Origin of the sequence: Acinetobacter sp. GWC1_38_13 (assembly GCF_001767535.1) — a bacterium.
GTDB lineage: Bacteria > Pseudomonadota > Gammaproteobacteria > Pseudomonadales > Moraxellaceae > Acinetobacter > Acinetobacter junii.
In genome coordinates this window covers 1-24,440 of the sequence record NZ_MELG01000128.1, presented here as the reverse complement: position 1 = coordinate 24,440, position 24,440 = coordinate 1, and the positions used below count along the sequence as shown (strand labels likewise).

Sequence of the window (24,440 nt, the reverse complement as noted above, 5' to 3'; positions counted from 1 at the left end):
CCCGTTAGGTCAGGTGGCCTAACTTAAATAAAAAAGTCTCCGACAAACCCGGTACGGTTCATGCCATCCATTTCTATAATTTCGAAATAGATTCCCTCATAGGTCAATGTAGAACCGACATCAACTTGACCTTCTAATTTATCTAGTAATAAACCAGCGACACTTACATAGCCTGAACCTTCTTGAACTAGTTCAAGTGTGCCTAATTCAAGTTGAAGTTGATAAAGGTCTAATAAGCCAGATGCTACCCATTCTTGATGAGATACTTTCGTCAAATCCAGTTGTTCATCTGAGTCTGGGAATTCACCAGCAATTGCTTCAAATACATCTAATGGAGTGATCAATCCTTGGATATTTCCAAATTCATTCGTCACCATGACTAAAGAGCCTTTTGAAGAGCGCAAAGTATTAATTGCATCTATCACTTTCATCTTTTCAAAAATAAAAATTGGACGTTGGCGTTTTAAAAGATTTTGCAATTCTTCTTTTTCATCCAAACAATCAATCAGCTCTTTTGCGCGTACAACAGTAATGACCTTATCCAAATTGCCTTTACAGACAGGGAATAAGCTGTGAGGTACTGCAAGTACTTTAGCTCGGATATCTTCAATATCATCATCGATGTTGACCCAAGAAATTTGATCTCTAGGTGTCATAATCGATGAAACAGAGCGTTCAGCCAGAGTTAACACACCACCGATCATGTAGCGTTCTTCGGCACCGAATGAATCATCGTTGTTATCGATAATCGTTGGGTCATTTTGCTCTTTGCCACCCATGAGCTTGAAGATCGTATTTGCAGTACGATGTCTTAAAGGTAGTTTTGATGCATGTTTTTCAGCATTTCGTTGGGTAAATTGGTTGAAACCTTCAATTAGGATTGCAACGGCAATACCTGAATAGATATATCCTTTCGGGATATGGAAACCAAAACCTTCAGCAATCAAGCTAATACCGATCAGTAGTAAGAAGCTTAAGCACAAAATAACAACAGTAGGATGCTTATTTACAAAGTTTGTTAATGGTTTTGATGCAATTAACATCACTACAACAGCGATCACCACGGCTGCCATCATGACATAAATATTGTCAACCATTCCGATTGCTGTAATCACAGAATCTAAAGAAAACACTGCATCTAGAATAACAATCTGAGTGACCACCATACCAAAGCTTGCATAAGCAACACTTGATTGGGTTTTATGTACAGGTTTGCCTTCTATTTTTTCATGTAATTCTGTAACGGCTTTATAGAGTAAGAAAAGACCACCAAAGAGTAGGATTAGGTCTCGACCTGAGAAACTCAGAGTCCATATATGGAGAATAGGTTTTGTTAAAGTAACTAGCCAAGAGATAATGGAAAGCAGGGCTAAACGCATGATAAGGGCTAATGAAAGACCTATGATTCTTGCTTTATCTCTTTGTTCTGGAGGAAGTTTATCTGCAAGAATTGCAATGAAAACTAAGTTATCAATGCCAAGTACGATTTCGAGTACAATTAAAGTTAATAACGCGATCCAGATGCTAGGGTCTAAAAGAAATTCTATCATCCTAGTTCTCCAAGCTGTCTACTGAGAGAGCCAAAGATACGCCTTAAAGGTGAGGGGTCCATATGTATAAAACCTTTGATTTAAATGGTACCTGCAAATTTATCAAAGATTCACAAAAATAAAAGTAATAATCTGAGCACAGAAACAAATTAAATATATACTCCATCGCCTTAGTTCAGATTTATCTGCTCGTTTTTCTTATTTTTAAGATCACCATGAAGCCTGTTCCGCAATCCCGATTTTTACGTTATTCCATTCGAGATGGTTTGCATCTCAAAAATAATTCTTCGTATTGGCATAAATTACATCTCGACCCTTGGTTATTGAGCCTTCTCATTTTAAATGCGATCTTAGGTTTAATCGTCGTATATAGTGCATCGGCTCAAGATATGGGGTTGGTATTCAAACAAGGATTTAGTTTCCTTTTAGGATTTGTAGCACTTTTTGTTTGTGCTCAAGTTCCTCCAAAAGTTTATCAGGCATTTAGCCCTTATCTATATGCTGTGAGTTTAGTACTGCTCATCGCTGTATTTTTTATCGGTGAAGTGAGAATGGGTGCACGTCGGTGGATTGCTATTCCATTGTTAGGAAGTATGCAACCAAGTGAACTGATGAAGTTTGCAATGCCGCTGATGATCACGTGGTTTTTATCTAGAAATGCTTTGCCACCTAGAATATTTCATATTTTGATTTCATTGGCTTTAATTGTCATTCCTTTACTTTTAGTCGCATTACAACCTGATTTGGGGGCAGGCATTCTGATCCTCACCAGTGGTCTGTTTGTATTGTTTTTGGCAGGTATTTCTTGGAAATTAATTCTAGGCTCTATGGGTTTAGTGATGTTATTTCTTCCGATTGCTTGGACTTTTTTATTGGAAAGCTATCAAAAAAAGCGTATCACAACTTTGATTGATCCTGAGGCTGATGTCCTTGGTTCAGGTTGGAATATTATTCAGTCTAAAATTGCGATTGGTTCGGGTGGGTTTTCAGGAAAAGGTTATTTACAAGGCACTCAATCACATTTTGGATTTTTACCTGAACGGCATACAGACTTTATTATGTCAACTTATGCAGAAGAGTTTGGTTTTATTGGTGTGGTGATTCTATTTAGCTTATATGCAGCAATCATCATCCGCTGTTTTATGATTGGATTAAACTCATTTAATAATTTCGGACGATTGATTGTCGGCTCATTAGCGTTGTCTTTTTTTCTATATGTCGTTGTTAACTCAGGTATGGTCAGTGGAATTTTTCCTGTGACAGGAGATCCATTACCATTTATGAGCTATGGTGGTACAGCTATTATCACCTTATTGGCAGGTTTTGGGATTGTGATGTCAGTTCATACGCATCGCTAGTTGATTCATCATCTTTGATTTGAACGTGTATTTCTGAGTCGTTCATTAAAATTTATGCGTTGACTGAATCATGGCGAGCAGATGACCTGTTTTTAGATAAAGTGTTGCGCCTTGTTGACCTGATTGAAGTTGGTAATCTGCTTGTGGAGGAATACGTAACCAAGAACCTGTTGGATAAGTTTCTTCACTATGGCTGATTTCACCTTCAATCACTAAAATTTCAGCACCACCTTTTACATCATATTCGATGGGATGTAGGGGCATGATTTTTTCTAGATAAGTATGCTCTAGCTGAGATTGGTAAAGTTCACAGATGTCTCGATGTCCCATTTTTTTCCAGTTATTTGGGTTATGGGTATCGATACGAACAGCTTCAGTTTCAGTCTCGGACATTTGTCTGAGTTTGACAAAGATCAAGGTGCCCATCTCACTAGATGGAATATGACTAGAGTTATGAGGATTCCGCAAATACCATCCTTTTTGATAGTGTTGGCTACCATCTTCAGTGAACATTCCAGACAATACCAAAATCTCTTCGCCATGAGGATGTTGATGTTTTGGAAATAAGCTTAGAGGTGCGTATTTGACTAAACTTGTTGCTCTAGCTGCTTCATTGCCAACACGGTCTAACATGACACGTTCTACTTCACCGCCAGGTGATTTTACCCATTGATAGTCTCTAGGTTTGACGACTGCGAACTTTGAAAAATCAGCATTTAGCAAAAACATCAGAATTATCCTCAGTAATATTGTCTAAGATAACTATCGGCATTTAGATTATTAGTCAATCTTGAAAAAATAATTGGGATGATTCTTTGATCATTTATTTAATTTTCAATGTGCTGAATATTATTTCAAATGAAAAGAATAACTCGAAAAATCACACTTTCTTCATCCTGAGTTACTTATGCTTTGTTATGAAATTTAACAGATTGATATTGAACGACAGCGAAGTGATTTCATTTTATGTTGAATACTAAAAATTATGATGATGGTGACCTTTCAAGAATTATTGAAATGGCATGGGAAGATCGAACACCTTTTGAAGCGTTAGAGCGCGAATATGGTCTGAATGAATCTGCTGTAATCAAACTGATGAGGCAAAATTTGCAAGCCAGTAGTTTTAAACTCTGGCGTAAACGGGTGACGGGTCGAAAAACCAAGCATTTGCAACTACGTTCACCAGAGATCAATCGTGGCTACTGCTCACGTCAATATAAGCACCATTAATTTTGCGTTTGCTATCCTCAATTGTCCTTTTGTGGATTGCTAGCATTTCTATTGATATATCTCATGTTATTGAATTTAAGGTAATGTAATGTCAAATCTATCGATTGCTTATATTTTTCAGCAACAACAACTTTTAGTTGATGAACAGTTTCAATTACCACGAGTTGAAAAATTGCACAGTGATTTAGTACTGTCAGATGATGAGCAGGTCGTTGCGCGAGATCTATTACCCAATGAAAGCATACCCGTTGGCTATCAGCTGGTGCCGATACGTCAGCTTTTACAATATTGGAATCACCAACAGTTTGAGCAAGCAAGTCGAGCTGTACAACTTTTAGAATGGCGACGCAACCATCAGTTTTGTGGGCGATGTGGTGACAAAACATAACAAAGCACTGATCAGTTTGCGATGATGTGTCCAAGTTGTGGTTATAACCAATATCCACGTGTTAACCCTTGTGTGATTACGATTATCACAAGAGGGGATGATGAGATACTGCTTGCAAGAACAACGCGCAATAAGACCATGTATAGTCTGATTGCAGGCTTTGTGGAGGTAGGTGAAACCTTAGAAGAAGCAGCGCGTCGAGAGACTTTGGAAGAGGTTGGTTTAAATATCAAAAATATTCAGTATCTCGCCAGCCAGCCATGGCCATTTCCAAGTAATTTAATGGTTGCATTTAAAGCTGAATATCACTCAGGCGAAATTAAAATACAGGAAAAAGAAATTAGTGATGCACAGTTCTTCAAATTTGATCAACTGCCTGAAATTCCATTTAAAGGAAGTATTGCCTATGCAATGATTATGCACGTTATGCATGGAACGCCAGTCGCGGATGATACAAGTGAATGGTTATGAGCCTATACCTTTAAAGCTTATTGATCGCAATCATTCGGAAAAATGAGTTCAAAGCAAATACCATCTGGAGTGTTGTAAGCCAAATATTCACCTTGATGAAGGGTCATAATTGAGGCAACGATGGATAAACCAAGACCTCCAGTTTGGCTGCTTTGATGGCGACTAGAAATACATTGATAAAAGCGTTCAAACAGAGAATCAAGATGCTCGTTTGCAATGCTCGTATCACTGGTGATCACATATAAACTAGTCGTGGAGCTTGGTTCATTTTGTTGGTTGTTTCGACTGCCAATATAGATCTGACGTTGCAAACCACCATGTGTCAGTGCATTCGAAATTAAATTATAAAGTGCTCGTTGCAGTAATTCTGGATCAGCCAATATTTGGGTTTGTTCTAACTGCAAAATAAACTGGCAAGCTTGTTCTTCAGCTTGATGCTCAAAAATGTCACAAATCGTCTCAACCAAGTTGGGTAGATCGACCCATTGTTTATTTAACATCACCATCTGACGATCCGCACGTGCAAGAAACAGCATACTATCAATCATTCGTTTTAGGCGTTGGTAATCTTCTAAATTTGAATACAGCAGTTCTTTGTATTGCTCATCTGTACGCTCACCCATGAGCATGATTTCCGTTTGTCCAATCAGGTTGTTGAGTGGAGTCCGAAATTCATGTGCAATGTCTTCTGAGAATCGGTTGAGCTGCTGGTATCCGATTTCAATTCGGTTCAGCATGGTATTGATGTCTGCTGTCAGTTGTTCAATTTCTGATGGAGCTTGATCAAGCTGAATTCTTTGCTGCAATTGATGGACATTGATTGCCTGAGTTTGTTGTTGCAGTTTTCTTAAAGTACTGAGTCCAAAATGGCTAGCCAGAGCAGATAATATAAAAATCAGTACAACCCCGATGCTCACTGAAACCAATAAACCGTTACGGAATGGTTCAAGAATATTGAGACGTTCAGACCATTGCTTGCCTGCAATGAGCACATAAGGCTTTTGATGAATGTTGATCGTTTTCCATGACAAGCGTGTTGGGTGTTCGGTCTGAGTCAAATCTGTAAATTGGATGCTGCTTGAGGTTGCCAATTTGGGAAGGGGAATATTTAAGGGATTAATATCAATTAGACGTTGATTATGATCCATTAAAATAAACAAGTTATCTTGGTTGCCTAACATATTTTGATAGAGCTTAGGACGAGCAACAATTTGATTTATATTTTCACTATCTTGTAGAAGTATTTCGAGTCGTTCAATTCGGTTCGTCAGAGCACGATCTTGTTGGATAATTAAAATTTGATTAATCCCAACATAACTAAACATTGCCACTACGCATAAAACGAGAGCGCTGCAAAAAGTCACCAGTAGGGTGAGTCTCAATTCTAATGAGCGAAAGATATGATTCATCATGCTTGAACCGATAGCTTATAACCTAAGCCCCGAATCGTATGAATTAATTTTAAATCATGTCCATCATCAATTTTGCTGCGTAAGCGACGTACAGCAACATCGATAAAGTTAGTATCTGTATCAAAGTTAATATTCCAAACTTCTGAGGCAATTTGGCGGCGCGTAATAATTTCATCTTGATGCAGAAGCATAAATCTAAGTAGGTTAAATTCCTTCTTACTGAGGTCGATTAATGTATCTTCTCGCCAAACTTTGTGTTGTGTTAAATCCATCTTTAATGATGCAATCGAGAGCTCATTTTCTTGATTATATTGTTGGCGCCTTAAAAGACTTTTGACGCGAGCAAGTAATTCGATATAGGAAAATGGTTTTGCTAAATAATCATCTGCACCTAGTTCTAAGCCTTTGACACGATCTAAAATCTGATCCTTTGCAGTTAGAAATATCACGGGAACCTTAGAAAATTGGCGAAGTATTTTCAATACATCCCAGCCATCAAGATCAGGCAACATTACATCTAAAATCACCAAAGAATAGGATTTCATTTTTAATCTTTCCAAACCTTCTAGTCCTGAATGGACGCACTCCGCTGTATAGCCTGACTCAATTAAGCCTTTTACTAAATAAGACGCGATCTTCGTTTCATCTTCGATAATCAGAATGCACATTTTTGTTCAGACTCTTTGTGAACATGACAATTTTGTAATGTGATTGTCATGCTGTAGCGGAATGGATTTGTTTAAGATTTTCAAAGCATATCAGGCAGGAATCAATATGAATAAGCTTAAAATTCTTGGTTTAACGCTACTGTTCAGTAGCACTGTTGCACACTCTATGGAGTTGAAGCAAGTTTATTCATTGGATATTCAAACAGCCAAAGTATTAGTCAATGAAGCTGAGCGCGTATGTAAAAACATTCAGCAAAATATTGCGGTCGCAGTTGTTGATCAAGGTGGTAATACACTTTATGCACACCGCCATGAGTCGGTGGGTCCACACAATTTAGATGCTGCAGAGCAAAAAGCATTTACAGCATTATCAACGAAAACAGCAACCTTGGCTTTGAGTCAAACAGCAAATAGCAATCCTGATGCAAAAAATTTAACTACCGTTTCTAAGCTGCTGTTATTGGGTGGTGGATTACCTATTCGATACCAAAATCAAGTGGTCGGAGCGATTGGTGTTGCTGGAGCAGGCGGTGCTAAAAACGATGATTACTGTGCTACATCAGCCATTCAAATATTGAAAAATCTGTGAGGAGTTTGTGATGTTAAAGAAAATCTTACCTTATTCGCTTATCTTATTCAGTTCAGCGGCATTTGCTGAACAGAACCCATTGAGTGTCCATGTTCTTAATTTAGAAAATGGTTTACCTTCAGCAAATGTTGAAGTTGTTCTTGAAAAAAGTTCTAGTGATCAGTGGATTAAGTTGAATCAGAAACTTACGGGTGAAAATGGGAGGATTACTGCGCTATATCCTGAGAACAAAGCGTTGGAAAAAGGGGTTTACAAAGTGACCTTTAAAACTGAGGCTTGGTTCAATCAACAAAAGCAACAGACCTTTTTTCCAGAAGTTCCTGTGATTTTTAAAGTGGATGGAACGGTTAAACATTATCATATTCCTTTATTACTCAGCCCTTATGGTTATTCAACTTATCGCGGAAATTAGTACAAATATTGGCTGCTTTGGCAGCCTTTTGTTTAATCAGTTTTCTTGTTCTACTTTTTCAGTGTTACACATAATTGTAAATCTATATTTTTTATTTCAATCACTTAGATGAAAAATTAACAGTCTGTTAATACTTATAATATTTCTTACAACCCGTTGTTAGACAGACTTTGATCTATAGGGCATAGTCTAATCAGGAATTATTATTAAATGAGGAATACTATGAATAAGGTGACAGTGGTCGTAAAAGACCAAGAAGAAAATGAATCAATTGTAATTGCTCAGCTTAATGACCTTGAAGATAAAGACATTCCTTTTTTTAAGCGAGTGGAACATATTGAGGTAGATGGTGAAATTATTCATCCAAATATCGATTTGCTCTTTGAAAATGAGGCAGATGGAAAAATTTATAAACTTGTTGCTCCAGTAAATGATAAACGCTTTATATAAATCTTGATGAAATAAAAGAAACCACTTAAATCAAGGTTTAAGTGGTTTCTTACTGAAATATCTTTTATTGATCATGAGTCTTTTATATGAATTATTTGCTTAATATCTGAATGTGTTGCTTGTACTGTATAAATTTACACGAACGGAAACTTGTTTCGTATCTGAGCTAATTTGCATAAATGATTTTACTGAATCGGATTTAGTCCTTGAATAATATCTTGAAATTCAGAACCATTGAGCCAAAAAGATTTCTTTAAAAATAAAGTTGTCATAATACTTTCAGCCGCCTCACTATTGGGGCTGTCACAGAATAATCCATAACAACTACCCAAAACGGTATTGTTTTCAATGAGACGAATAAAATAAGCGTGTTTTTCGTCAGCATAGCCAAGAATAGCATCACGTTGATTGTTCATTTTTCATGTCTCCACATCAAAAAATCTTGAATAAAACCTAACTGCTGAAAAGATCAAAATAATCAATCTGTTAAATCAAATACTATCAAAGCATAAGTTGCCTAAATATATGATTTAATTATCGAAAGTTGGTTTGTTTGACATCCTTGTTAACTTAAACAAGCCAAAATCTGATCTATGAAATTTATTCTTATGCAAAATTAATTTTTCGTCAACTTGAATTTGTAACTTTTTCAAGTTAGATTAAATAAAGGCGATGAAAACAAGGGAGGGGTGAGTTATGTCCAAAAAAACTGAGTTTGAACATGGTGGGGCTCGAACCAACGCTGGTCGTAAAGCTCAATTTAGCGAACCCACTAAAGTAATACGTGTTCCTGAATCACAAGTTGATTTCATTAAAAACTGGTTATTGAATAATGCCAAGACAGGTATCAATACCGATCTCAGTACTTCTTTGAAAGTTCAGAGTGTTCAAGCAAAGAATGATCGAATTTACCATATTCCTTTGGCGACGGAACGTGTTGCAGCAGGTTTTCCATCGCCTGCACAAGACCATGTTGAGCAAGCTTTGGATTTAAATGAGTTTTTAATTAGAAATGAAAACTCGACATTTATCGTAAAAGCAAATTCCTTGTCCATGTTGGATGCTGGCATTGATATTGATGATCCCTTGGTAGTAGATCGAAGTATCCCTGCAAAGTCTGGCGATATCGTCATTGCACTAATTGATAATGACTTTACGGTAAAGCGTTTAATGATTGATCATCATTTCAGTCCACCCAAAGTTTGGTTAAAAGCTGAAAACCCTGATTATCAAAATATTTATATACAAGAGGGACAGGAGTTGGTGATTTGGGGCGTCGTGACCTATAACTTAAAGCCGATGAGGTGATCCCATGCCATTGCCACAACGTATTTTTGCCTTGATTGATGTGAATAATTGTTATGTGAGTTGCGAGCGGGTATTCAATCCGAAGCTAGAAAAGCATCCCGTTGTGGTACTTTCAAATAATGATGGCTGTGTAGTATCGCGTTCGCATGAAGCAAAACAATTGGGTATCAAGATGGCGGTTCCCTTTTTCCAGATCGAAGATATTATTCGAAAGCATCAGGTTGCCGTTTTCTCAAGTAATTATGCGCTGTATGCAGAAATGTCACGGCGATTTATGAATATTTTGGGTAGTTTCGTTGCTCCATGTGAACAAGAAATTTACTCGATTGATGAGTGTTTCCTTGAGTTAACAGCATATCAGCATCATTTCGATTTAACTGAATATGCCCAAACCATCCTAACAACCATAAAAAACTGGTTAGGATTACCTTGTTGTATAGGCATTGGATATTCCAAAACACAGGCAAAAATTGCAAATCATTTAGCAAAAAACCATCGATGTTTTAACAGTATCTGTAATATGGTTGATGAAGATCCTTGTGTGATCGAGGATTTATTGAGTCATACCGCAGTGGGTGAGGTGTGGGGCGTAGGTCGTAAGATTCGCCAACGTTTAGAAGTGATGGGTATTCATTCAGTTATGGATTTGGTTGAAGCAGATCCAAAAATGATAGGAAAACATTTCTCTGTTGTTTTGGAAAATACAGTTAAAGAGTTGCGTGGCATCGCCTGTTTAGAAATTGAAGACGTGTTGGCTGATCGACGACAGGTATTAAGTAGTCGTTCTTTTGGGCAATTAATTCAAGATAAAAATAGCCTAAGCGAAGCATTGACTGAATTTACCTTAAGAGCAGTTGAACGGTTACGGAAGCAGAAACTTCTATGTAAGGCGATCGGTGTCAGTATCCGTACAAATCGTTTTAATAAAGCAGAGAATTATCGTCCATTTACAGTGGTGTATTTGGCTGATTATAGTGATGATCGTTTAGAGATTTTGAAGGCTGTGCAAATAGGATTAGACCGAATTTATCAAAAAGGTTACCGTTATAAAAAAGCAGAAGTCATTTTGTTAGATATCATTCCACAACATAGTCATGCTGTTGATTTATTTCATGATACAGATGAGATGCTGGCACGTAAAAGTTTATCGATGACATTTGATCATATCAATGAAAAATTTGGTAAAGATAAAATGACGCTTGGGCGTTTGATTACGCCAAATGGACGAGCTTGGGCGATGTCTCAGAGCTTCAAATCTCCTAGCTATTTAACAAAATGGAATGAAGTGCTCAGAGTTAGCTAGATTTTTTGAGCAATATAAATACTTATGCCAAGCAAGAGCAAAACAACGATAGCAAAAAGGATTAGCATAGATTCAGTCCACCTTTTCATTTGAGCATTCGGTCCAGACTAGTAATAAAAAGAGAAAGCGACAAAATGATGAAAAAGTTGGGATTAGTCGATAAATGGAAGAACCTAAGAAATTTGTTTCTTTATCTAAGTGAAAATAGATTTCAAATCTTGAAAGATGACTTGATCAGAGAAGGGTAACTGGATAAAACGAAGCCATAAAGGGGGAAGCCGTTTATGGTAGACTATGCAGCATTACAAGTATTGTGATGATCTAACGTGGTAGAAAGAGTAGTAAAATGATTGGGCAGCAAAGAAACATACTAGCAGCGATAGGAATTGATATTTGGATTCCTAAAGATGTTGTGTGTGAAAAAAATACTGCTGCACATCTATGGCGAGATCAGGTTGTTGAAAATAATACACCTATTGAAGAAATTTCCTTCGCATCAGATCTTGTTGAAGCGCATGATTTAGAACCAATCATCTCAGAACCAATTGTTGAAGTTCAATCACAACCACAAGAAATTACGCCTAAACCAATTCTTCGAGAGGCAACGACAGCTAAACCGCAGATAGTTGTTGAAGGTTCTGTACAGTCATTTGAATTACAAATGTATGTCTTAGAGAACTGTTCAATTTTGGTTGAGAGCAGTCAATTAAATGCTGAACAACAGCAACTTTGGCAAAATATTCAAAAAGCTAAACTTGGCTACTATGCTGAGCTAAAGTGGCCATTTCCTTTAGCTGAATTTCAGGACAGTCGTTTTTTACCATCCTATATTCAAGGATTTTTACATGCGACTTCAAATAATAAGAAAATATTATGTTTAGGAAAACTTGAATTTATTCAACATTCTAATATTTTACATTTAGCCAGTTTAGAAGAAATGATTTCACAACCTCTACTTAAAAAACGGTTGTGGCAACTTATGCAATAAGGTTCGGAACTCTTATCATGAAGAAAGTCGTTGTATTCAGCCAAATCGATCAGGATGTATTACTCAAGTTACAGCAAGATTATCAAGTGGTCGTGCTGAATCCCAAAATGGGTGATATTAATGAGCAGATTCGAACAGAAGTTGCTGATGCTGACGCGATGATAGGAGCAGGTCGTTTACTTAACGAAAATAATTTAGTGACAGCACAAAAACTCAAAATTATTTCAACAGTTTCAGTTGGTTATGATAACTACGATATTAATTATTTAAATCAAAGAAAAATCTGGCTTGCTAATACACCTCATGTATTAACCGAGACGACTGCTGATTTAGCATTTAGTTTACTGCTGAGCGCAGCAAGAAAAATCCCTCAATTAGATGCGTGGACAAAGCAGGGACAATGGAAGCGTACAGTATCAACTGAACAGTTCGGTATGGATGTTTTCGGTAAAACTTTAGGGATTATCGGGTTAGGGCATATCGGCGCAGCAATTGCTCGACGAGGTTTTCATGGCTTTAACATGAATATTTTGTATCACAATCGCCGTGAAAAAATAGAAGTTGCAGAAGCATATAATGCTCAATACTGTGGTTTAGATCGACTGTTACAACAGTCTGATTTCATCGTGGTGGCTGTAGATTTAAATCAAGAATCTAAAGCTTTAATTGGTTCAGCTCAATTTGATTTAATGCAAAAACATGCTGTGTTCGTCAATATTTCACGTGGTTCTGTAGTAGATGAGTCAGCATTGATCGATGCATTACAACAAAACAAAATTTTTGCAGCAGGCTTAGATGTGTATGCAAAAGAACCTTTGCAAGAATCACCATTATTCCAACTACCAAATGTGGTGACTGCCCCTCATATTGGTTCAGCAACTCTCGAAACACGCAAAAAAATGGTTCATCTTGCCTATCAAAATCTTATTGATGCACTTGAAGATCGACAACCTCGTTATCTAGTCAATCCTAAGTTTGAATAAATTCTTACATGTTGATTGCTGAATTATTCATCTAGTCTAGCATTTTAAACTGGCTATTATTGGTACACTTGCGCCCTTTGAAATTGCGTTTGGGGTTGTTGTGTTCGAGAAATTAGCTGAACAAACTTTGGGTTTGATGGGGTGGGAAATTGATAATCACTGGGACTTGGATATTGACCAATGTGTCATGATCGCGGCGCCACATACCAGTAATTGGGATGCACTATATGCACGATTAGCATTGAAAGCTTTAGGTGTAAATGTTCGTTTGACGATCAAAGACAGCTATATGAAATTTCCATTTGGTCCTTTTGTGCGTGCGATGGGCGGAATAGGAATAGATCGCAGTGCTAAGCAAGAAGGTCAGGAAAGACCAAGCATGGTTCAGTTGATGAGTGATCTATTTAAAACACATCCTAAACTTGTGATGCTTGTAACACCAGAAGGAACACGTGCGAAACAAGAACAATGGAAAACAGGTTTTTATCATGTTGCTGTGAATGCAGGTGTACCTATTGCATTGGCATATATGGATTATGCAAAAAAGAAAACAGGTATTGGTAAAATTGTTTATCCATCAGGTGATTATCAAAAAGATATGACTGAGATTATGGCTTTTTATGCAGAAATTAATGCTAAATTTCCAGGGAAATTCAGTATTGATCAACGTTATTCGCCTGACAAGTAATTCTTTAGAATTTCAAAAATCATAAAGTAAGACAGGATTTTCCTGTCTTTTATAACACTTCGTTGCAAATTTCTCCTAAATCAAATGGTATATTAAATTTTTCCAGTAGAATCATAGAGAAACCACTTGAGACCGTTGCTGCTCGCATGTGGCTTATTTGCCACGACTCAACTTAGTCATACACAGGTCTTTTTACCTCCGCAAATTTCAGGTCAAACTGAAATACCTGATATCGGTAGTGGTGTCGGGTTGCTTGATCAGCAAAAAGAAAAACTGATCGGAGAGAAAGTCTATCGGGAAGTGCGTCGTCAAATGCCAACTGTACAAGATGCATGGTTGGAAGATCAGTTTCTTCAAGTGTTTTCAGGTATTCTCAGCCAAACTCAGCTTGGGCAACCGATTGGTCTAGTGGTGATTAAAGACCCTCAAATCAATGCTTTTGCAGTTCCTGGTGGTCTTTTTGCATTAAACACGGGTTTAATCACTTCTGCGAAAAATATCGATGAGATTGCTGGTGTTATGGCTCACGAGATAGCACACGTTTCGCAACGTCACTATAGCCGATCTCAAGAAGCCTTCAAAGGGCAAGGATTGCTTGCTTTAGCAGGTATCCTCGTAGGAGCTGCGATTGCTTCACAAGCTGACGGTGATGTTGGCTCTGCTGTAATGCTAGGTACTCAAGCTGCCTTAATGGATAAGCAATTGAGTTATAGTCGTAATCAAGAGCGTGAAGCGGATCGTATCGGTATGCAATTTATGTATTCCTCTGGTTACAATCCACAAAGTATGGCTGACTATTTCGAAACGATGCATCGTGCTACTAGCCGAGTCAGTTTCCTACCAGATTTCTGGTTTACCCACCCATTAACCACGGAACGTATGAGTGAGGCACGATTACGTGCAAACCAGTTACCTCGAGTGAAACCAAAAATTTATGATCTCGATTTTGATATCATGAAATGGTACACCTATGTCGTATCAAATCAGGCGACAGAAAATCAGCTTCAAGCTTTGGCTAATCAAAAGAATATTGCGGGATTACTTGCGATCAGTAAGTTTTATTTAGAGCGAGGTGATTATGCACAAGCCCAGACCAGCCTTGATCAAGTCAAATTAAAATTAAAAAATCACGTACTTATTCCATTGATCCAAACGGATATTTATCTAGGTCAAAATAAAATTGATCTGGCTTATAACAGTATCAATTCAATCCAACGCACTATGCCTGAAAATCGTGCTTTATCTTATAAATTAGCGGAAGTGCTTATAAGACAAGGTAAAGCAGCTGAAGCCCAAACCTTAGTACAACGATTTATACATAAAAATCAAAGAGACGTGGAGGGGTGGCAACTATTACAACAGGCAACCAATCTAGATAAGAGTTCACCTTTGCAAGCGATCAATGTTTTATGTTATCGAGCAGAGGCTGAATATTGGTCAGGTCATGAAGAAAATGCTATAAAATCAATGCTACATGCCCAACGTTTGGCGAAAGGTAATATGGCGATGTCAGCAAAAATTGATTCGCGTTTAAAACAAATGCAAGATGATCGCCGAATGAAAATTTAATAATTGAGGAAAATAATGATAAAAGGACAGTGTTTATGTGGAGCAGTTCAATATCAATATGATGGGGAAATCGAACAGAGCATTTTGTGTTATTGCCAGCATTGTCAACAAGCTCAAGGTAGTATCGCAGGCTGGAATAGTCCAATTGATCAAACCAAATTCCAATTCATATCTGGACAAGATCAGTTAAAAGAATACTTACATACTCCCAATAAAGCTCGTGTGTTCTGCCAGAATTGTGGAAGTCCAATTTATTCGTATCGTACTGATCTACCCAATATTATTCGTTTGCGTTTGGGCTCTGTTACAGAGGGCAAACTTCCTGCACCAAAGGAAGAATTTTTTACTGAGCATAAGCCAAATTTTCTTGAATTAAGATAAGATGTCCTGCGTAAGGAATAACTGAGAAGTTAAAAGATTTATGAAAAAGATTTTTATTTTTATTTTTGCAATAAGCATGATCGGGGTGAGTTCAGCGAGTTCTGTTGAACAATATGTAAATTCTGTAGAGAAGATTACTGCAAATTATGCGCAGGATATGCGTGGTTTTCTGCGTAGTTTAGATCCTCAACTTTCGCGTTTTAGTCCTGAACAGCAGGCAAAATTCTGTGGTATTACCAATCAATATGTGCAGGATTTATATCAAGCAATTGAACGTAATCGATCATCTTTGACTGGACAATATGCGACGATGACGAAACAAGAAGTGATTAATCAAGTTGCAGAATCTAAAGAAATGCAAATGCTGAAAAAATACAATATTCAGTGTAATTTTAATTGATATAGATAGATGGGTTCATTTAAATGAATCCATTTACATTAATATAGAGAGGGGGATAAAAGCAGCTTAGCTTAATTTTGCTTTGATTTTAGCAGATACTTGTGCAGGATCGGCACGCCCGGCTATGATCGGACGTAGAGAATTCATCACCTTACCCATATCTTTCATGCTAGTAGCTTCTTGAGCAGCAATCGTTTGCTCAATGATAGAATCAAGTTCTTCCTCAGTCATAGCTGCTGGTAGAAATTGAGAAATAACCTCAACTTCGGCTTGTTCTTTACTAGCTAAATCATCTCGACCAGCGCCAGAAAAGGCCTTGATCGATTCTTTACGTTGTTTAATTTGTTTTTCAATGACCGCAAGAACCTGAGCATCGTCAAGCTCAATGCGCTCATCGACTTCGATTTGCTTAATTGCTGCTTGTAGACCACGAATGACCGTTACTGTTGCCATATCTTTGGCACGCATTGAAGTTTTTAATACGTCAGTAATTTGGTCTTTTAAAGTAGTCATAGTCTTTTCAGCAATCAATCACAAATTAATTAGTAAAGGCGAGTAGTACGTACAGATTCGCGAGTCAATTTCTTTTGATAACGCTTAACTGCTGCAGCTTTTTTACGCTTACGTTCTTGAGTTGGTTTCTCATAGAATTCGCGCTTACGAACGTCAGCTAAAACACCCGCTTTTTCGCATGAACGTTTGAAACGACGGATAGCTACGTCTACTGGTTCGCCTTCTTTCAACTTAACTTGTGGCATGTAAAATCCTCTAAGATTATGGATAAGACCCAATGCACGATTGCACTAGATCGCAAGTGAAGGTCAGTATTTTACTCATTTACAACTCAGATCACAAGTCTATAATAGCTTCGATATTATTTTTGATCGTTGTAAAGGCAGTTTAATGATTGTTTTGGGCTTAGAAACTTCGTGTGATGAAACTGGGTTAGCACTCTATGATAGCGAGCTCGGCTTACGTGGACAGGTTCTATATAGTCAGATCAAACTGCATGCTGAATATGGTGGTGTCGTTCCTGAACTTGCATCACGTGATCATGTACGAAAAATGATTCCTTTGATTAATCAGTTGCTTGAGCAAAGTGGGGTCAAAAAACAAGAAATAGATGCAATTGCATATACACGCGGACCAGGACTCATGGGAGCGTTAATGACAGGTGCAATATTTGGACGCACTTTGGCTTTTGCATTTAACAAACCAGCCATCGGTGTACACCATATGGAAGGTCATATGCTTGCGCCTTTACTTTCTGAAACGCCACCAGAATTTCCATTTGTAGCCTTACTAGTTTCAGGTGGTCATACGCAACTGATGGCAGCTCATGGAATTGGTCAATATGAATTACTTGGCGAGTCGATAGATGATGCGGCGGGTGAGGCATTTGATAAAGTTGCAAAAATGATGAAATTGCCGTACCCAGGTGGTCCTAATATTGCCAAATTAGCTTTGCAAGGTAATTCACAAGCATTTGAATTTCCTCGCCCGATGTTACATCAAGGCTTGGATTTTTCATTTAGTGGTTTGAAAACTGCGGTTTCTGTTCAGTTGAAAAAATTGGGTGAAGAAAATCGTGATGCAGATATCGCAGCTTCTTTCCAAGAAGCAATCGTTGATACTTTGGTTAAAAAATCAGTGAAAGCTTTGAAGCAAACTGGTTTGAAACGATTGGTGATTGCTGGAGGTGTGAGTGCAAATGTTCGCTTACGTGAGCAATTAGAAACCTCTTTGAAAAAGATCAAAGCGCAAGTTTATTATGCTGAACCTGCCTTATGTACAGATAATGGAGCAATGATTGCCTTTGCTGGTTATCAACGTTTAAAAGCAGGGCAACAAGATGGTTTGGCGGTCACAACTACACCTAGATGGCCGATGACAGACTTAGAACCGACCTGATATTTGGTCGGTTAAATATCTTCTGTTCTAAGTTAAGACATTTAAAGATCAAATCATTGATTAATGTGTAGCTTGAAGCTCAGGAGCTACAGCTATCGTGTTAAAGTGTCGAATAAATTATTTATTTTGATGAGCTAAAACTCATAGCGGAGTACAAGTTGAAGATTTCTTATATTTTTACATGTGGTCGATTAGAATCTTTATATAAGATTCTATGCCTCATTCAACAAGGTGATGAGAACGAGACATCAAAAGAGAAAGTGATTGAACAATATAAAAAAGATCTTTCTTTGGGCCGTTCATTTGAAGAAACTGAACTTTATCAATTAATTGAACAAAGTGAAGAAAAAATCATTATCAATCGTTTGAGTAATATTCTTCGAGATAAACCAGCTCAACAGAAGAAAGAATTTGATTTTCAAGAATATAAAACAGGTGCATGGTCTGAACTAAGCGACTATAAGCTAGCGGTTAGATTCTCGAATGCCAAAACACTTTTGAGTGAAAAGCATTTTGAGAAAACTGGTGAATATATGACCAGTCGTGGTATTGCGAAATTAACTGGTTTCAATCCAGCGAATATCAAAAATATGTTGCAGCATAAAAGAAGTGTGGTGAAAAAAATGTTATTTACTTTAGAAAAATTAGCGCAAGAATATTGATCTAAGTAACTAACGTATTAGAAAAAACAGATGCAGAGAAAGTTTATTTTCTGCATCTGCGATTTAAATTTTTATATTGAATTATTGATCATAGCTCTATGCTATTTAATATTGGTTGAAACTCGAAATTATTTTGGACGGTCTGTTTTAGACAACACGGCTAAACAAACAAAAATCAAAACCATGCCAACCCAACCAATCGGTGCTAATTGCTCACCGACTAAAAGAACTGCGAATAAAGCAGCAACGAGTGGCTCGAATAAAGTAAGCGTAGTTGCTGTGCTTGCGGAGATTGTTTTTAGCGCATACCCAAATAGTAGATAGCCAAGAAACATTGGAATCAACATCATATAGGCAACAACATAAAGATTTACAGACTCATCAAAGAGGTTTGAACCCGTAAAAAATAATGTTGGTAATAAGATTAAAGCGCCAAAACCAAAAATTAAACCCATTGATGCTTTTGAATCTACACCTCGATCAATCATTTTTTTAGCAGCCCATGAGTATAGTGAATAGGTGAGAGCTGCAATCAATCCGAGAATGATTCCAATGGTTTTTTGATCTGTCGAAATGCTTTGTGTTGATCCATGAGAGTGTGTTTCACCCACAGATAAAAGTAATACTCCGATAACACCAAAAATAAAACTAATAAACCATTTCAATGAAAGTGCTTTTTTATCGAAAAATTTTTCTAACAAAGCTGTAAATAATGGTGCTGACCCAATTGAGACTACCGTTCCAATCGTAATTCCAGCCATACGCATTGAGCTGTAAAAAGCGAGAGGATAAATGGCTACTGAAATCGTTCCAATCAGAAGCAAAGGGTAGTAAAACTTGATTTGTGGTAGATGATCTAAAATCTTTTTATGAGCGAGCAAGGCTTGTAGTAATCCACCACCACCCATTGCAATCGCTCCTATTGCAAGAGGGCTTAAATTAGGCGCATAAGATGCCGCAGTTCCAGTAGTACCCCATAAAATTGAGGCAATCAAAACTGCAATAAAACCAGAGTGGGAGCTGAGGTTTGAAGTTTTGCTATTCAATTTTTAATCTCTTGTTCTAATAATCGTTGAACCATTTGCTTCGCTGCAAATACTTTGATGCTTGAGCTTTCTAAACCAGCTCTAGCAATTGAGCCTTCTAAAATAAAAGAAATTAAAAGAGCAAGTTCTTGGACTTTGTTGGAATCTTCAAATTGTTGCATTAGATACCCAGCAACAATGTTTTCAATTTCATCTTTATGCTTTTTGACTGCTAGACGCTCAGGACTATGAGCAGGAAACTCAGCTGCTGCATTTAACAAGCCGCAGCCCCTAAACCCTTTTTCATAGGCAAACTCTGCATGATCATGGTAAGCATCAAAAATAGCGAGAATGCCATCAATAGGTGAGTGAATTTGAACTTTCCTTTTTTCAAATAATTCTAACCATTCTTGATGACGGGCTTCGATGTAGCAGCTAATCAAATCTGATTTCGTGGGGAAATTATTATAGAGCGACATTTTCGCCACTTGCGCTTTGTCTGTAATGCTATTAATGCCAGTATTGGTAATCCCATCGTTATAAAACAGGATAGATGCTGCATCTAATATCTTTTGTTTGGCTGACTTTGTGCTCATGGTTTTGTATTGGGTATACCGATCTACCTAATATTATAGAAAAGTAAACTAATCTGCTAGCGAAATTTGTTTGTTTTAGATGATTATCGGAAATGTTAGAAAGAGAAGTATGCTGACTTACCAGGTGGTGTTGTTTTATAGTCACATGAAATTTATATGGTTTTTCTAATTGACATCAGAGTTCTTTGACAACGCAATTGTTTCCTAGTTTTTATAAAATTTAATGAAGAAGAAACAATTGCGAGTGCTATTAAGAAGCAAGTTAAGTATCTGAGGCGTTTATGTTTGATCTTTATTCGCTAACTTTTCTAAATTTTTTGAACCAATCCAGTGTTTAGAAAATTGGTATGCTGCACGACCAGAACGTTGCCCTCGTGCTTGACACCATTTCAAGCTTTCGCCTCGAACAATATCGTTATATTCTAAGCCTGCTTTAACAATGTAATGTTCAACGATTTGCAAATATAGTTGCTGGTCCATTGGGTAGAATGAAAGCCACATTCCAAAACGATCTGAAAGAGATATTTTTTCTTCAATCGCTTCTTGTGGATGTAATTCAGTGTATTGAGGTACGTCTACTTTCCGTACTGGGGTATTTTCATGCATAAATTCAGGTAAAAGGTGACGACGATTACTCGTCGCATAAATAATAAAATTGCTCGAACCTGATTGAAGAGAACCATCTAGCACGCTTTTCAAACTTCGATAATTTTCATCTTCTGCGTTGAATGCTAAATCATCACAATAAACAATAAATTTCTCAGGACGTTGTTCAATGAGTTTTTGAATTTTGGGTAAATCGGATAAATCATCGCGTTCTATTTCAATTAAACGTAGTCCTTGATCAGAGTATTCAGTTAGTAAAGCACGAACAATTGAGGATTTTCCTGTGCCACGAGAACCTGTTAATAAAACATCATTGGCAGGTAGACCATTTAAAAATTGCAAGGTGTTTTGAATGATTTTATCTTTTTGACGCTCTATTCCTTTTAGATCTTCCAGATACATTTTTTTAGGTTGTTGTATGGCGATCAGTTCTTGATTTTCCCATTTAAATGCGATTGCAGAAAAATCAGTCGGTTGCTTCGGTTGTGGCAGAACATGCTGTAATTGAGTCAAAACATTCGACAAAGATGCAAGAATAGATTCTGGTAAGTCTAAGATAGCCATAAAAACACACAAAACTCAGTGATTAATGAAGATTGATACTAGCACTGCTTGCACGAAAATAAAGGAAATATCATCAAAACGATGCACAATAACAAGAATTTATACTTGATTGTTTAAGTAGGTTTTTGCATTGTATAAGTGCATGAATAGAAAAATGAAGACGGGATAGGACAGACGATGCTAAACAAAGTAAGAGAAAAGAAAAATAGCTATCAAAAACATCGGGTTGATGTCCTAAAAGAGGATTTGCAGCATGCTAGAAGTTATCAACAATGGAAGGAAATCGCGCTAAAACTGGATGAGGAATCTGGCAGAGAGGAGTGGAAGTACGATAATCAGTCGCCCTATTTTGATGCCGAAGCATTATCAAATCGATACACCTTATTAAAAAAATATCGTACTCAACATCGAACACTCGATTTAATTTATGTTCTCCGTGAAGGATTATCTTATGATTTTGCAAATATTGGTCATCCGATGTTATTTGCTGAAACATATGTGGGAACAAAAAAAATTATTGAAAACTATGTAGAACTTGTGAGTGATTGTTTTCAATATCTTGCCTCGAGCGAATGTATAACTTTCCAATTAAAAGAGAAAATTCAATTCTTTGAAGAATGTCAAAAAGCCTATGGACAACCAGCCCTCATGTTTTCTGGAGGGGCAACTTTGGGTTTGTTTCATACAGGCGTGTGTAAAGCATTATTTGAGCAAGATTTGATGCCAAGTGTTCTGTCTGGGTCGAGTGCAGGAGCGATTATGACGGGTATGCTTGGTGTTTCAAAGAACGATAAGATCCCTGAGTTGCTTGGTGGACAGCATTTTTTTAGTGATGCATTCCGTTTTAGAACCGTAACTGAACTGATTAAAGGGCATGGTGGTTTTGCTGATGTGATGTATCTCAAAAAATTCTTAATGAATAATTTGGGTGATTTAACTTTTGCTGAGGCATATCAACAATCTAAACGACATATTAATATTGTCGTAGCACCGCACAATACAGCTCAAAATCCTAGAATTATGAATGCATTAACTGCACCTAATGTTTTGGTTTGGAGCGCAGTGTTAGCATCTTGTGCCGTACCTGTATTATTTCCGCCAGTGCATCTAACCAGTAAGCGTTATGATGGACAACATACCCCCTATATGGCAAAGACAAAATGGGTGGATGGGAGTATGCGTAGTGATTTTCCTCAGGAAAAAATGGCGCGTCTTTATAATATTAACTACACCATCGCCAGTCAGGTGAATCCTCATATTGTGCCATTTATGCAGAGCGACACAGATCGTTTTCGTAGAGATGTATTAAGTTGGCCTCAACGCATTGTCCGTCATCAAGGGAAAGCGATTGCGATGGAAGTGATGGATTTAACACGAAACTATATGGGAGGTTTTTTCCCAATCCGTCGAGTACTTGATCATGGCTATGGCATACTTGGACAGCGTTATTATGGTGATGTAAATATCATCGCTAAATATGGTTTGCGCCACTATAACTATATGTTAAAAAATCCTCGACCTAGGATTTTCAAGATTTTGCAGCAAGAAGGTGAACGAGCAACATGGCCAAAAATCACCTCAATAGAAACGCACGCGCGGATCGGCAAAACAATAGAACATTGTTTGGCGTCATTACGTAAGCAAGAAAATAAGCAGCAGAATGAATTCTATTATGTTGATCTCTGATCTAGATCATTCGTTTGATGAGATAGTGTTACAGACCAAACAAAAAAGCCATTCATATGGACGGCGTTTATATACATTAATTCAAGGACATAAAAAATATTGGCTAAAGTTTCATGTTGAGCAACACAACCAAGTTTTAGAAGATTCGTTTAGCACCGAATTAGAGTTTTATCGGCAAAATAAGATTGCTAGTTCGGATTTTTTAGTCCCTTATAGGGTTATTGATTTATCCAAGCTGAATTTTTTAAATGAAACGAGGCAAAGTGGAGAAGGGCTATTAACCTTAGATACGAACGATTTTTTTATAAAATTTAGTCCTGAAAATGGTCTGCATGAGATCAGAAAACAAATTTTACTTGCTTTAAATGCTCTTGCAGCACTTCATCAAAGTGGTTGGATACATGGTGATCTGAAATCAGAGCATTTTAGGCGTTATTTAGATACTTGTAGATTGATTGATTTTGAGCAGAGTCAACGAATTATTAGTCCGAAGAAATTATTGACCGCGACACCGCATTACATGGCACCTGAACTGTTTCATGGTCAACCCAAGTCTGTACAAAGTGACTTATACGCTTTTGGAATTATTCTATATGAATGGCTCTGTCAATCGAGATTATCTGCAAAAACCTATCATGATTGGGCAATACTGCATTGCCAACAGTTACAGATCAAACTTCCAGATTCACTAAAGTGCTTTTTGCCGATACTTGATGGTTTATTAAAGAAAAAAATTGATGAACGCTTTGGCTCAGTTACAGAGCTAAGAAATGCGATTCGAACAATAAATTTGTTGTAAAAATAAACATAAATCTTTGATTTGAATATTATATGTTCACTTGAATTGGTTTTTTATCAGAAAGTCTTGTCATAAAGCCGCTTTGTCACTAATATGCATACCCATCGGGGGCGTGGCGAAATTGGTAGACGCACTGGATTTAGGTTCCAGCGCCGCAAGGTGTAAGAGTTCGAGTCTCTTCGCCCCCACCAAATTTAAGAAGCAAGGTTATCTTGCTTTTTTTATGGTTAAATCAGAAATGAATTAATCATGCGGTTATAGAGGATTGGTGTAATGGTAGCATGACGGTCTCCAAAACCGTTCGTCAAGGTTCGAGTCCTTGATCCTCTGCCAAATTAATAAAAAGCCTTTGTTAAATACAAGGGCTTTTTTATTTGGTTAAAAATTTCGTTTGCTCATGAAAAAAGCATTAGCTTTCAGATGCATGGTTTTTTTATAAAAAA

At 37.3% G+C, this 24,440-nt stretch carries 27 protein-coding genes, 2 tRNA genes and 1 pseudogene; 20 read left to right on the top strand and 10 right to left on the bottom strand.

Translation table 11 applies throughout. The features are described 5' to 3' along the window. Positions 1 to 23: 23 nt before the first annotated feature. Positions 24 to 1,550 carry a TerC family protein gene (locus tag A2003_RS14065; protein WP_286687527.1) on the bottom strand — a complete coding sequence of 509 codons (1,527 nt, stop codon included), beginning with the start codon at positions 1,548 to 1,550 and terminating at the stop codon, positions 24 to 26. Between the two features lie 215 nt (positions 1,551 to 1,765). Here A2003_RS14065 and rodA point away from each other — a divergent pair, with 215 nt between their 5' ends. Further along, positions 1,766 to 2,908, top strand: coding sequence for a rod shape-determining protein RodA (rodA, locus tag A2003_RS14060; RefSeq protein ID WP_112986779.1), 1,143 nt, complete (start codon positions 1,766 to 1,768; stop codon positions 2,906 to 2,908). Between the two features lie 45 nt (positions 2,909 to 2,953). Here the strand turns inward: rodA and A2003_RS14055 are convergent, their stop codons facing one another. Then, positions 2,954 to 3,637, bottom strand: coding sequence for a cupin domain-containing protein (locus A2003_RS14055; protein ID WP_112986780.1), 684 nt, complete (start codon positions 3,635 to 3,637; stop codon positions 2,954 to 2,956). A gap of 237 nt (positions 3,638 to 3,874) precedes the next feature. Between A2003_RS14055 and A2003_RS14050 the strand changes: the two genes are divergently transcribed. Next, a complete protein-coding gene (locus A2003_RS14050) occupies positions 3,875 to 4,138 on the top strand; it encodes a TIGR03643 family protein (protein ID WP_004913242.1) in 264 nt (87 codons plus the stop codon). Between the two features lie 88 nt (positions 4,139 to 4,226). Continuing rightward, positions 4,227 to 4,997 (top strand): annotated as a pseudogene (nudC, locus tag A2003_RS14045) (NAD(+) diphosphatase). Positions 4,998 to 5,014: 17 nt separating this feature from the next. On the opposite strand, the gene A2003_RS14040 reads toward nudC, so the two are convergent. Next, on the bottom strand, positions 5,015 to 6,409 hold the full coding sequence (locus A2003_RS14040; RefSeq protein WP_112986781.1) for a heavy metal sensor histidine kinase: 1,395 nt from the start codon (positions 6,407 to 6,409) through the stop codon (positions 5,015 to 5,017). Then, positions 6,406 to 7,077 carry a heavy metal response regulator transcription factor gene (locus tag A2003_RS14035; RefSeq protein WP_075696305.1) on the bottom strand — a complete coding sequence of 224 codons (672 nt, stop codon included), beginning with the start codon at positions 7,075 to 7,077 and terminating at the stop codon, positions 6,406 to 6,408. The genes A2003_RS14040 and A2003_RS14035 overlap by 4 nt, the downstream gene beginning before the upstream one ends. Before the next feature lie 106 nt (positions 7,078 to 7,183). Between A2003_RS14035 and A2003_RS14030 the strand changes: the two genes are divergently transcribed. The 3 genes from A2003_RS14030 (at position 7,184) to A2003_RS14020 (ending at position 8,528) form a co-directional block, all read left to right on the top strand. Continuing rightward, on the top strand, positions 7,184 to 7,666 hold the full coding sequence (locus A2003_RS14030) for a GlcG/HbpS family heme-binding protein (protein WP_075696891.1): 483 nt from the start codon (positions 7,184 to 7,186) through the stop codon (positions 7,664 to 7,666). Positions 7,667 to 7,676: 10 nt separating this feature from the next. Then, positions 7,677 to 8,078, top strand: a complete 402-nt coding sequence (gene uraH, locus A2003_RS14025) for a hydroxyisourate hydrolase (protein WP_286687526.1) — start codon at positions 7,677 to 7,679, stop codon at positions 8,076 to 8,078. Positions 8,079 to 8,300: 222 nt separating this feature from the next. Continuing rightward, positions 8,301 to 8,528: a hypothetical protein gene (locus A2003_RS14020; protein WP_004913223.1), complete on the top strand. Its 228-nt coding sequence runs from the start codon at positions 8,301 to 8,303 to the stop codon at positions 8,526 to 8,528. 185 nt (positions 8,529 to 8,713) lie between these two features. On the opposite strand, the gene A2003_RS14015 is transcribed toward A2003_RS14020, so the two are convergent. Further along, complete coding sequence (locus A2003_RS14015; protein ID WP_004913221.1) at positions 8,714 to 8,944, bottom strand: hypothetical protein; 231 nt, start codon at positions 8,942 to 8,944, stop codon at positions 8,714 to 8,716. 280 nt (positions 8,945 to 9,224) lie between these two features. On the opposite strand from A2003_RS14015, the gene A2003_RS14010 reads away from it, so the two are divergent. The 8 genes from A2003_RS14010 to A2003_RS13975 all read left to right on the top strand — a co-directional run bounded on the left by A2003_RS14010 (position 9,225) and on the right by A2003_RS13975 (position 16,148). Next, positions 9,225 to 9,836 (top strand): LexA family protein, encoded by a 612-nt coding sequence (locus tag A2003_RS14010; RefSeq protein ID WP_004953212.1) that lies wholly within the window; start codon positions 9,225 to 9,227, stop codon positions 9,834 to 9,836. Positions 9,837 to 9,840: 4 nt separating this feature from the next. Next, entirely contained in the window at positions 9,841 to 11,139 is a 1,299-nt protein-coding gene (locus A2003_RS14005) for a Y-family DNA polymerase (RefSeq protein WP_039046937.1), read from the top strand. A gap of 346 nt (positions 11,140 to 11,485) precedes the next feature. After that, positions 11,486 to 12,127 carry a hypothetical protein gene (locus A2003_RS14000; protein WP_286687525.1) on the top strand — a complete coding sequence of 214 codons (642 nt, stop codon included), beginning with the start codon at positions 11,486 to 11,488 and terminating at the stop codon, positions 12,125 to 12,127. Positions 12,128 to 12,144: 17 nt separating this feature from the next. Then, entirely contained in the window at positions 12,145 to 13,110 is a 966-nt protein-coding gene (locus A2003_RS13995; RefSeq protein WP_039048299.1) for a 2-hydroxyacid dehydrogenase, read from the top strand. Between the two features lie 100 nt (positions 13,111 to 13,210). After that, on the top strand, positions 13,211 to 13,798 hold the full coding sequence (locus A2003_RS13990; protein WP_112986165.1) for a 1-acyl-sn-glycerol-3-phosphate acyltransferase: 588 nt from the start codon (positions 13,211 to 13,213) through the stop codon (positions 13,796 to 13,798). Positions 13,799 to 13,924: 126 nt separating this feature from the next. Beyond that, positions 13,925 to 15,367, top strand: a complete 1,443-nt coding sequence (locus tag A2003_RS13985; protein WP_039048297.1) for a M48 family metalloprotease — start codon at positions 13,925 to 13,927, stop codon at positions 15,365 to 15,367. 15 nt (positions 15,368 to 15,382) lie between these two features. Then, entirely contained in the window at positions 15,383 to 15,748 is a 366-nt protein-coding gene (locus A2003_RS13980) for a GFA family protein (RefSeq protein WP_112986164.1), read from the top strand. A 40-nt stretch (positions 15,749 to 15,788) separates the two neighbouring features. Continuing rightward, positions 15,789 to 16,148 (top strand): hypothetical protein, encoded by a 360-nt coding sequence (locus A2003_RS13975; RefSeq protein WP_039048296.1) that lies wholly within the window; start codon positions 15,789 to 15,791, stop codon positions 16,146 to 16,148. Positions 16,149 to 16,214: 66 nt separating this feature from the next. On the opposite strand, the gene A2003_RS13970 is transcribed toward A2003_RS13975, so the two are convergent. Together A2003_RS13970 and rpsU are read right to left on the bottom strand one after the other, a co-directional pair. After that, the gene (locus A2003_RS13970; RefSeq protein ID WP_004913195.1) at positions 16,215 to 16,661 is read right to left on the bottom strand and encodes a GatB/YqeY domain-containing protein; all 447 of its coding nucleotides are present in this window, start codon (positions 16,659 to 16,661) and stop codon (positions 16,215 to 16,217) included. 29 nt (positions 16,662 to 16,690) lie between these two features. Beyond that, a complete protein-coding gene (gene rpsU / locus A2003_RS13965) occupies positions 16,691 to 16,906 on the bottom strand; it encodes a 30S ribosomal protein S21 (RefSeq protein ID WP_004652785.1) in 216 nt (71 codons plus the stop codon). Positions 16,907 to 17,051: 145 nt separating this feature from the next. Between rpsU and tsaD the strand changes: the two genes are divergently transcribed. Further along, the gene (tsaD, locus tag A2003_RS13960; RefSeq protein ID WP_286687524.1) at positions 17,052 to 18,059 is read left to right on the top strand and encodes a tRNA (adenosine(37)-N6)-threonylcarbamoyltransferase complex transferase subunit TsaD; all 1,008 of its coding nucleotides are present in this window, start codon (positions 17,052 to 17,054) and stop codon (positions 18,057 to 18,059) included. A gap of 158 nt (positions 18,060 to 18,217) precedes the next feature. Continuing rightward, on the top strand, positions 18,218 to 18,721 hold the full coding sequence (locus tag A2003_RS13955) for a hypothetical protein (RefSeq protein ID WP_004913191.1): 504 nt from the start codon (positions 18,218 to 18,220) through the stop codon (positions 18,719 to 18,721). 128 nt (positions 18,722 to 18,849) lie between these two features. On the opposite strand, the gene A2003_RS13950 is transcribed toward A2003_RS13955, so the two are convergent. From A2003_RS13950 to A2003_RS13940, 3 genes are all read right to left on the bottom strand, one after another. Beyond that, complete coding sequence (locus A2003_RS13950) at positions 18,850 to 19,767, bottom strand: DMT family transporter (protein WP_286687523.1); 918 nt, start codon at positions 19,765 to 19,767, stop codon at positions 18,850 to 18,852. Continuing rightward, positions 19,764 to 20,342, bottom strand: coding sequence for a TetR/AcrR family transcriptional regulator (locus A2003_RS13945; RefSeq protein WP_112986162.1), 579 nt, complete (start codon positions 20,340 to 20,342; stop codon positions 19,764 to 19,766). The genes A2003_RS13950 and A2003_RS13945 overlap by 4 nt, the downstream gene beginning before the upstream one ends. A gap of 279 nt (positions 20,343 to 20,621) precedes the next feature. Then, on the bottom strand, positions 20,622 to 21,512 hold the full coding sequence (locus tag A2003_RS13940) for an ATP-binding protein (RefSeq protein ID WP_004913187.1): 891 nt from the start codon (positions 21,510 to 21,512) through the stop codon (positions 20,622 to 20,624). 177 nt (positions 21,513 to 21,689) lie between these two features. On the opposite strand from A2003_RS13940, the gene A2003_RS13935 reads away from it, so the two are divergent. The 4 genes from A2003_RS13935 (at position 21,690) to A2003_RS13920 (ending at position 24,330) form a co-directional block, all read left to right on the top strand. After that, complete coding sequence (locus tag A2003_RS13935; RefSeq protein WP_286687522.1) at positions 21,690 to 23,198, top strand: DUF3336 domain-containing protein; 1,509 nt, start codon at positions 21,690 to 21,692, stop codon at positions 23,196 to 23,198. Beyond that, entirely contained in the window at positions 23,173 to 23,997 is an 825-nt protein-coding gene (locus tag A2003_RS13930; RefSeq protein ID WP_286687521.1) for a protein kinase domain-containing protein, read from the top strand. Before A2003_RS13935 ends, A2003_RS13930 begins: the two co-directional genes overlap by 26 nt. Positions 23,998 to 24,103: 106 nt before the next feature. Continuing rightward, positions 24,104 to 24,188, top strand: a tRNA-Leu gene (locus A2003_RS13925). Between the two features lie 68 nt (positions 24,189 to 24,256). Then, a tRNA-Trp gene (locus tag A2003_RS13920) sits at positions 24,257 to 24,330 on the top strand. Positions 24,331 to 24,440 lie beyond the last annotated feature (110 nt).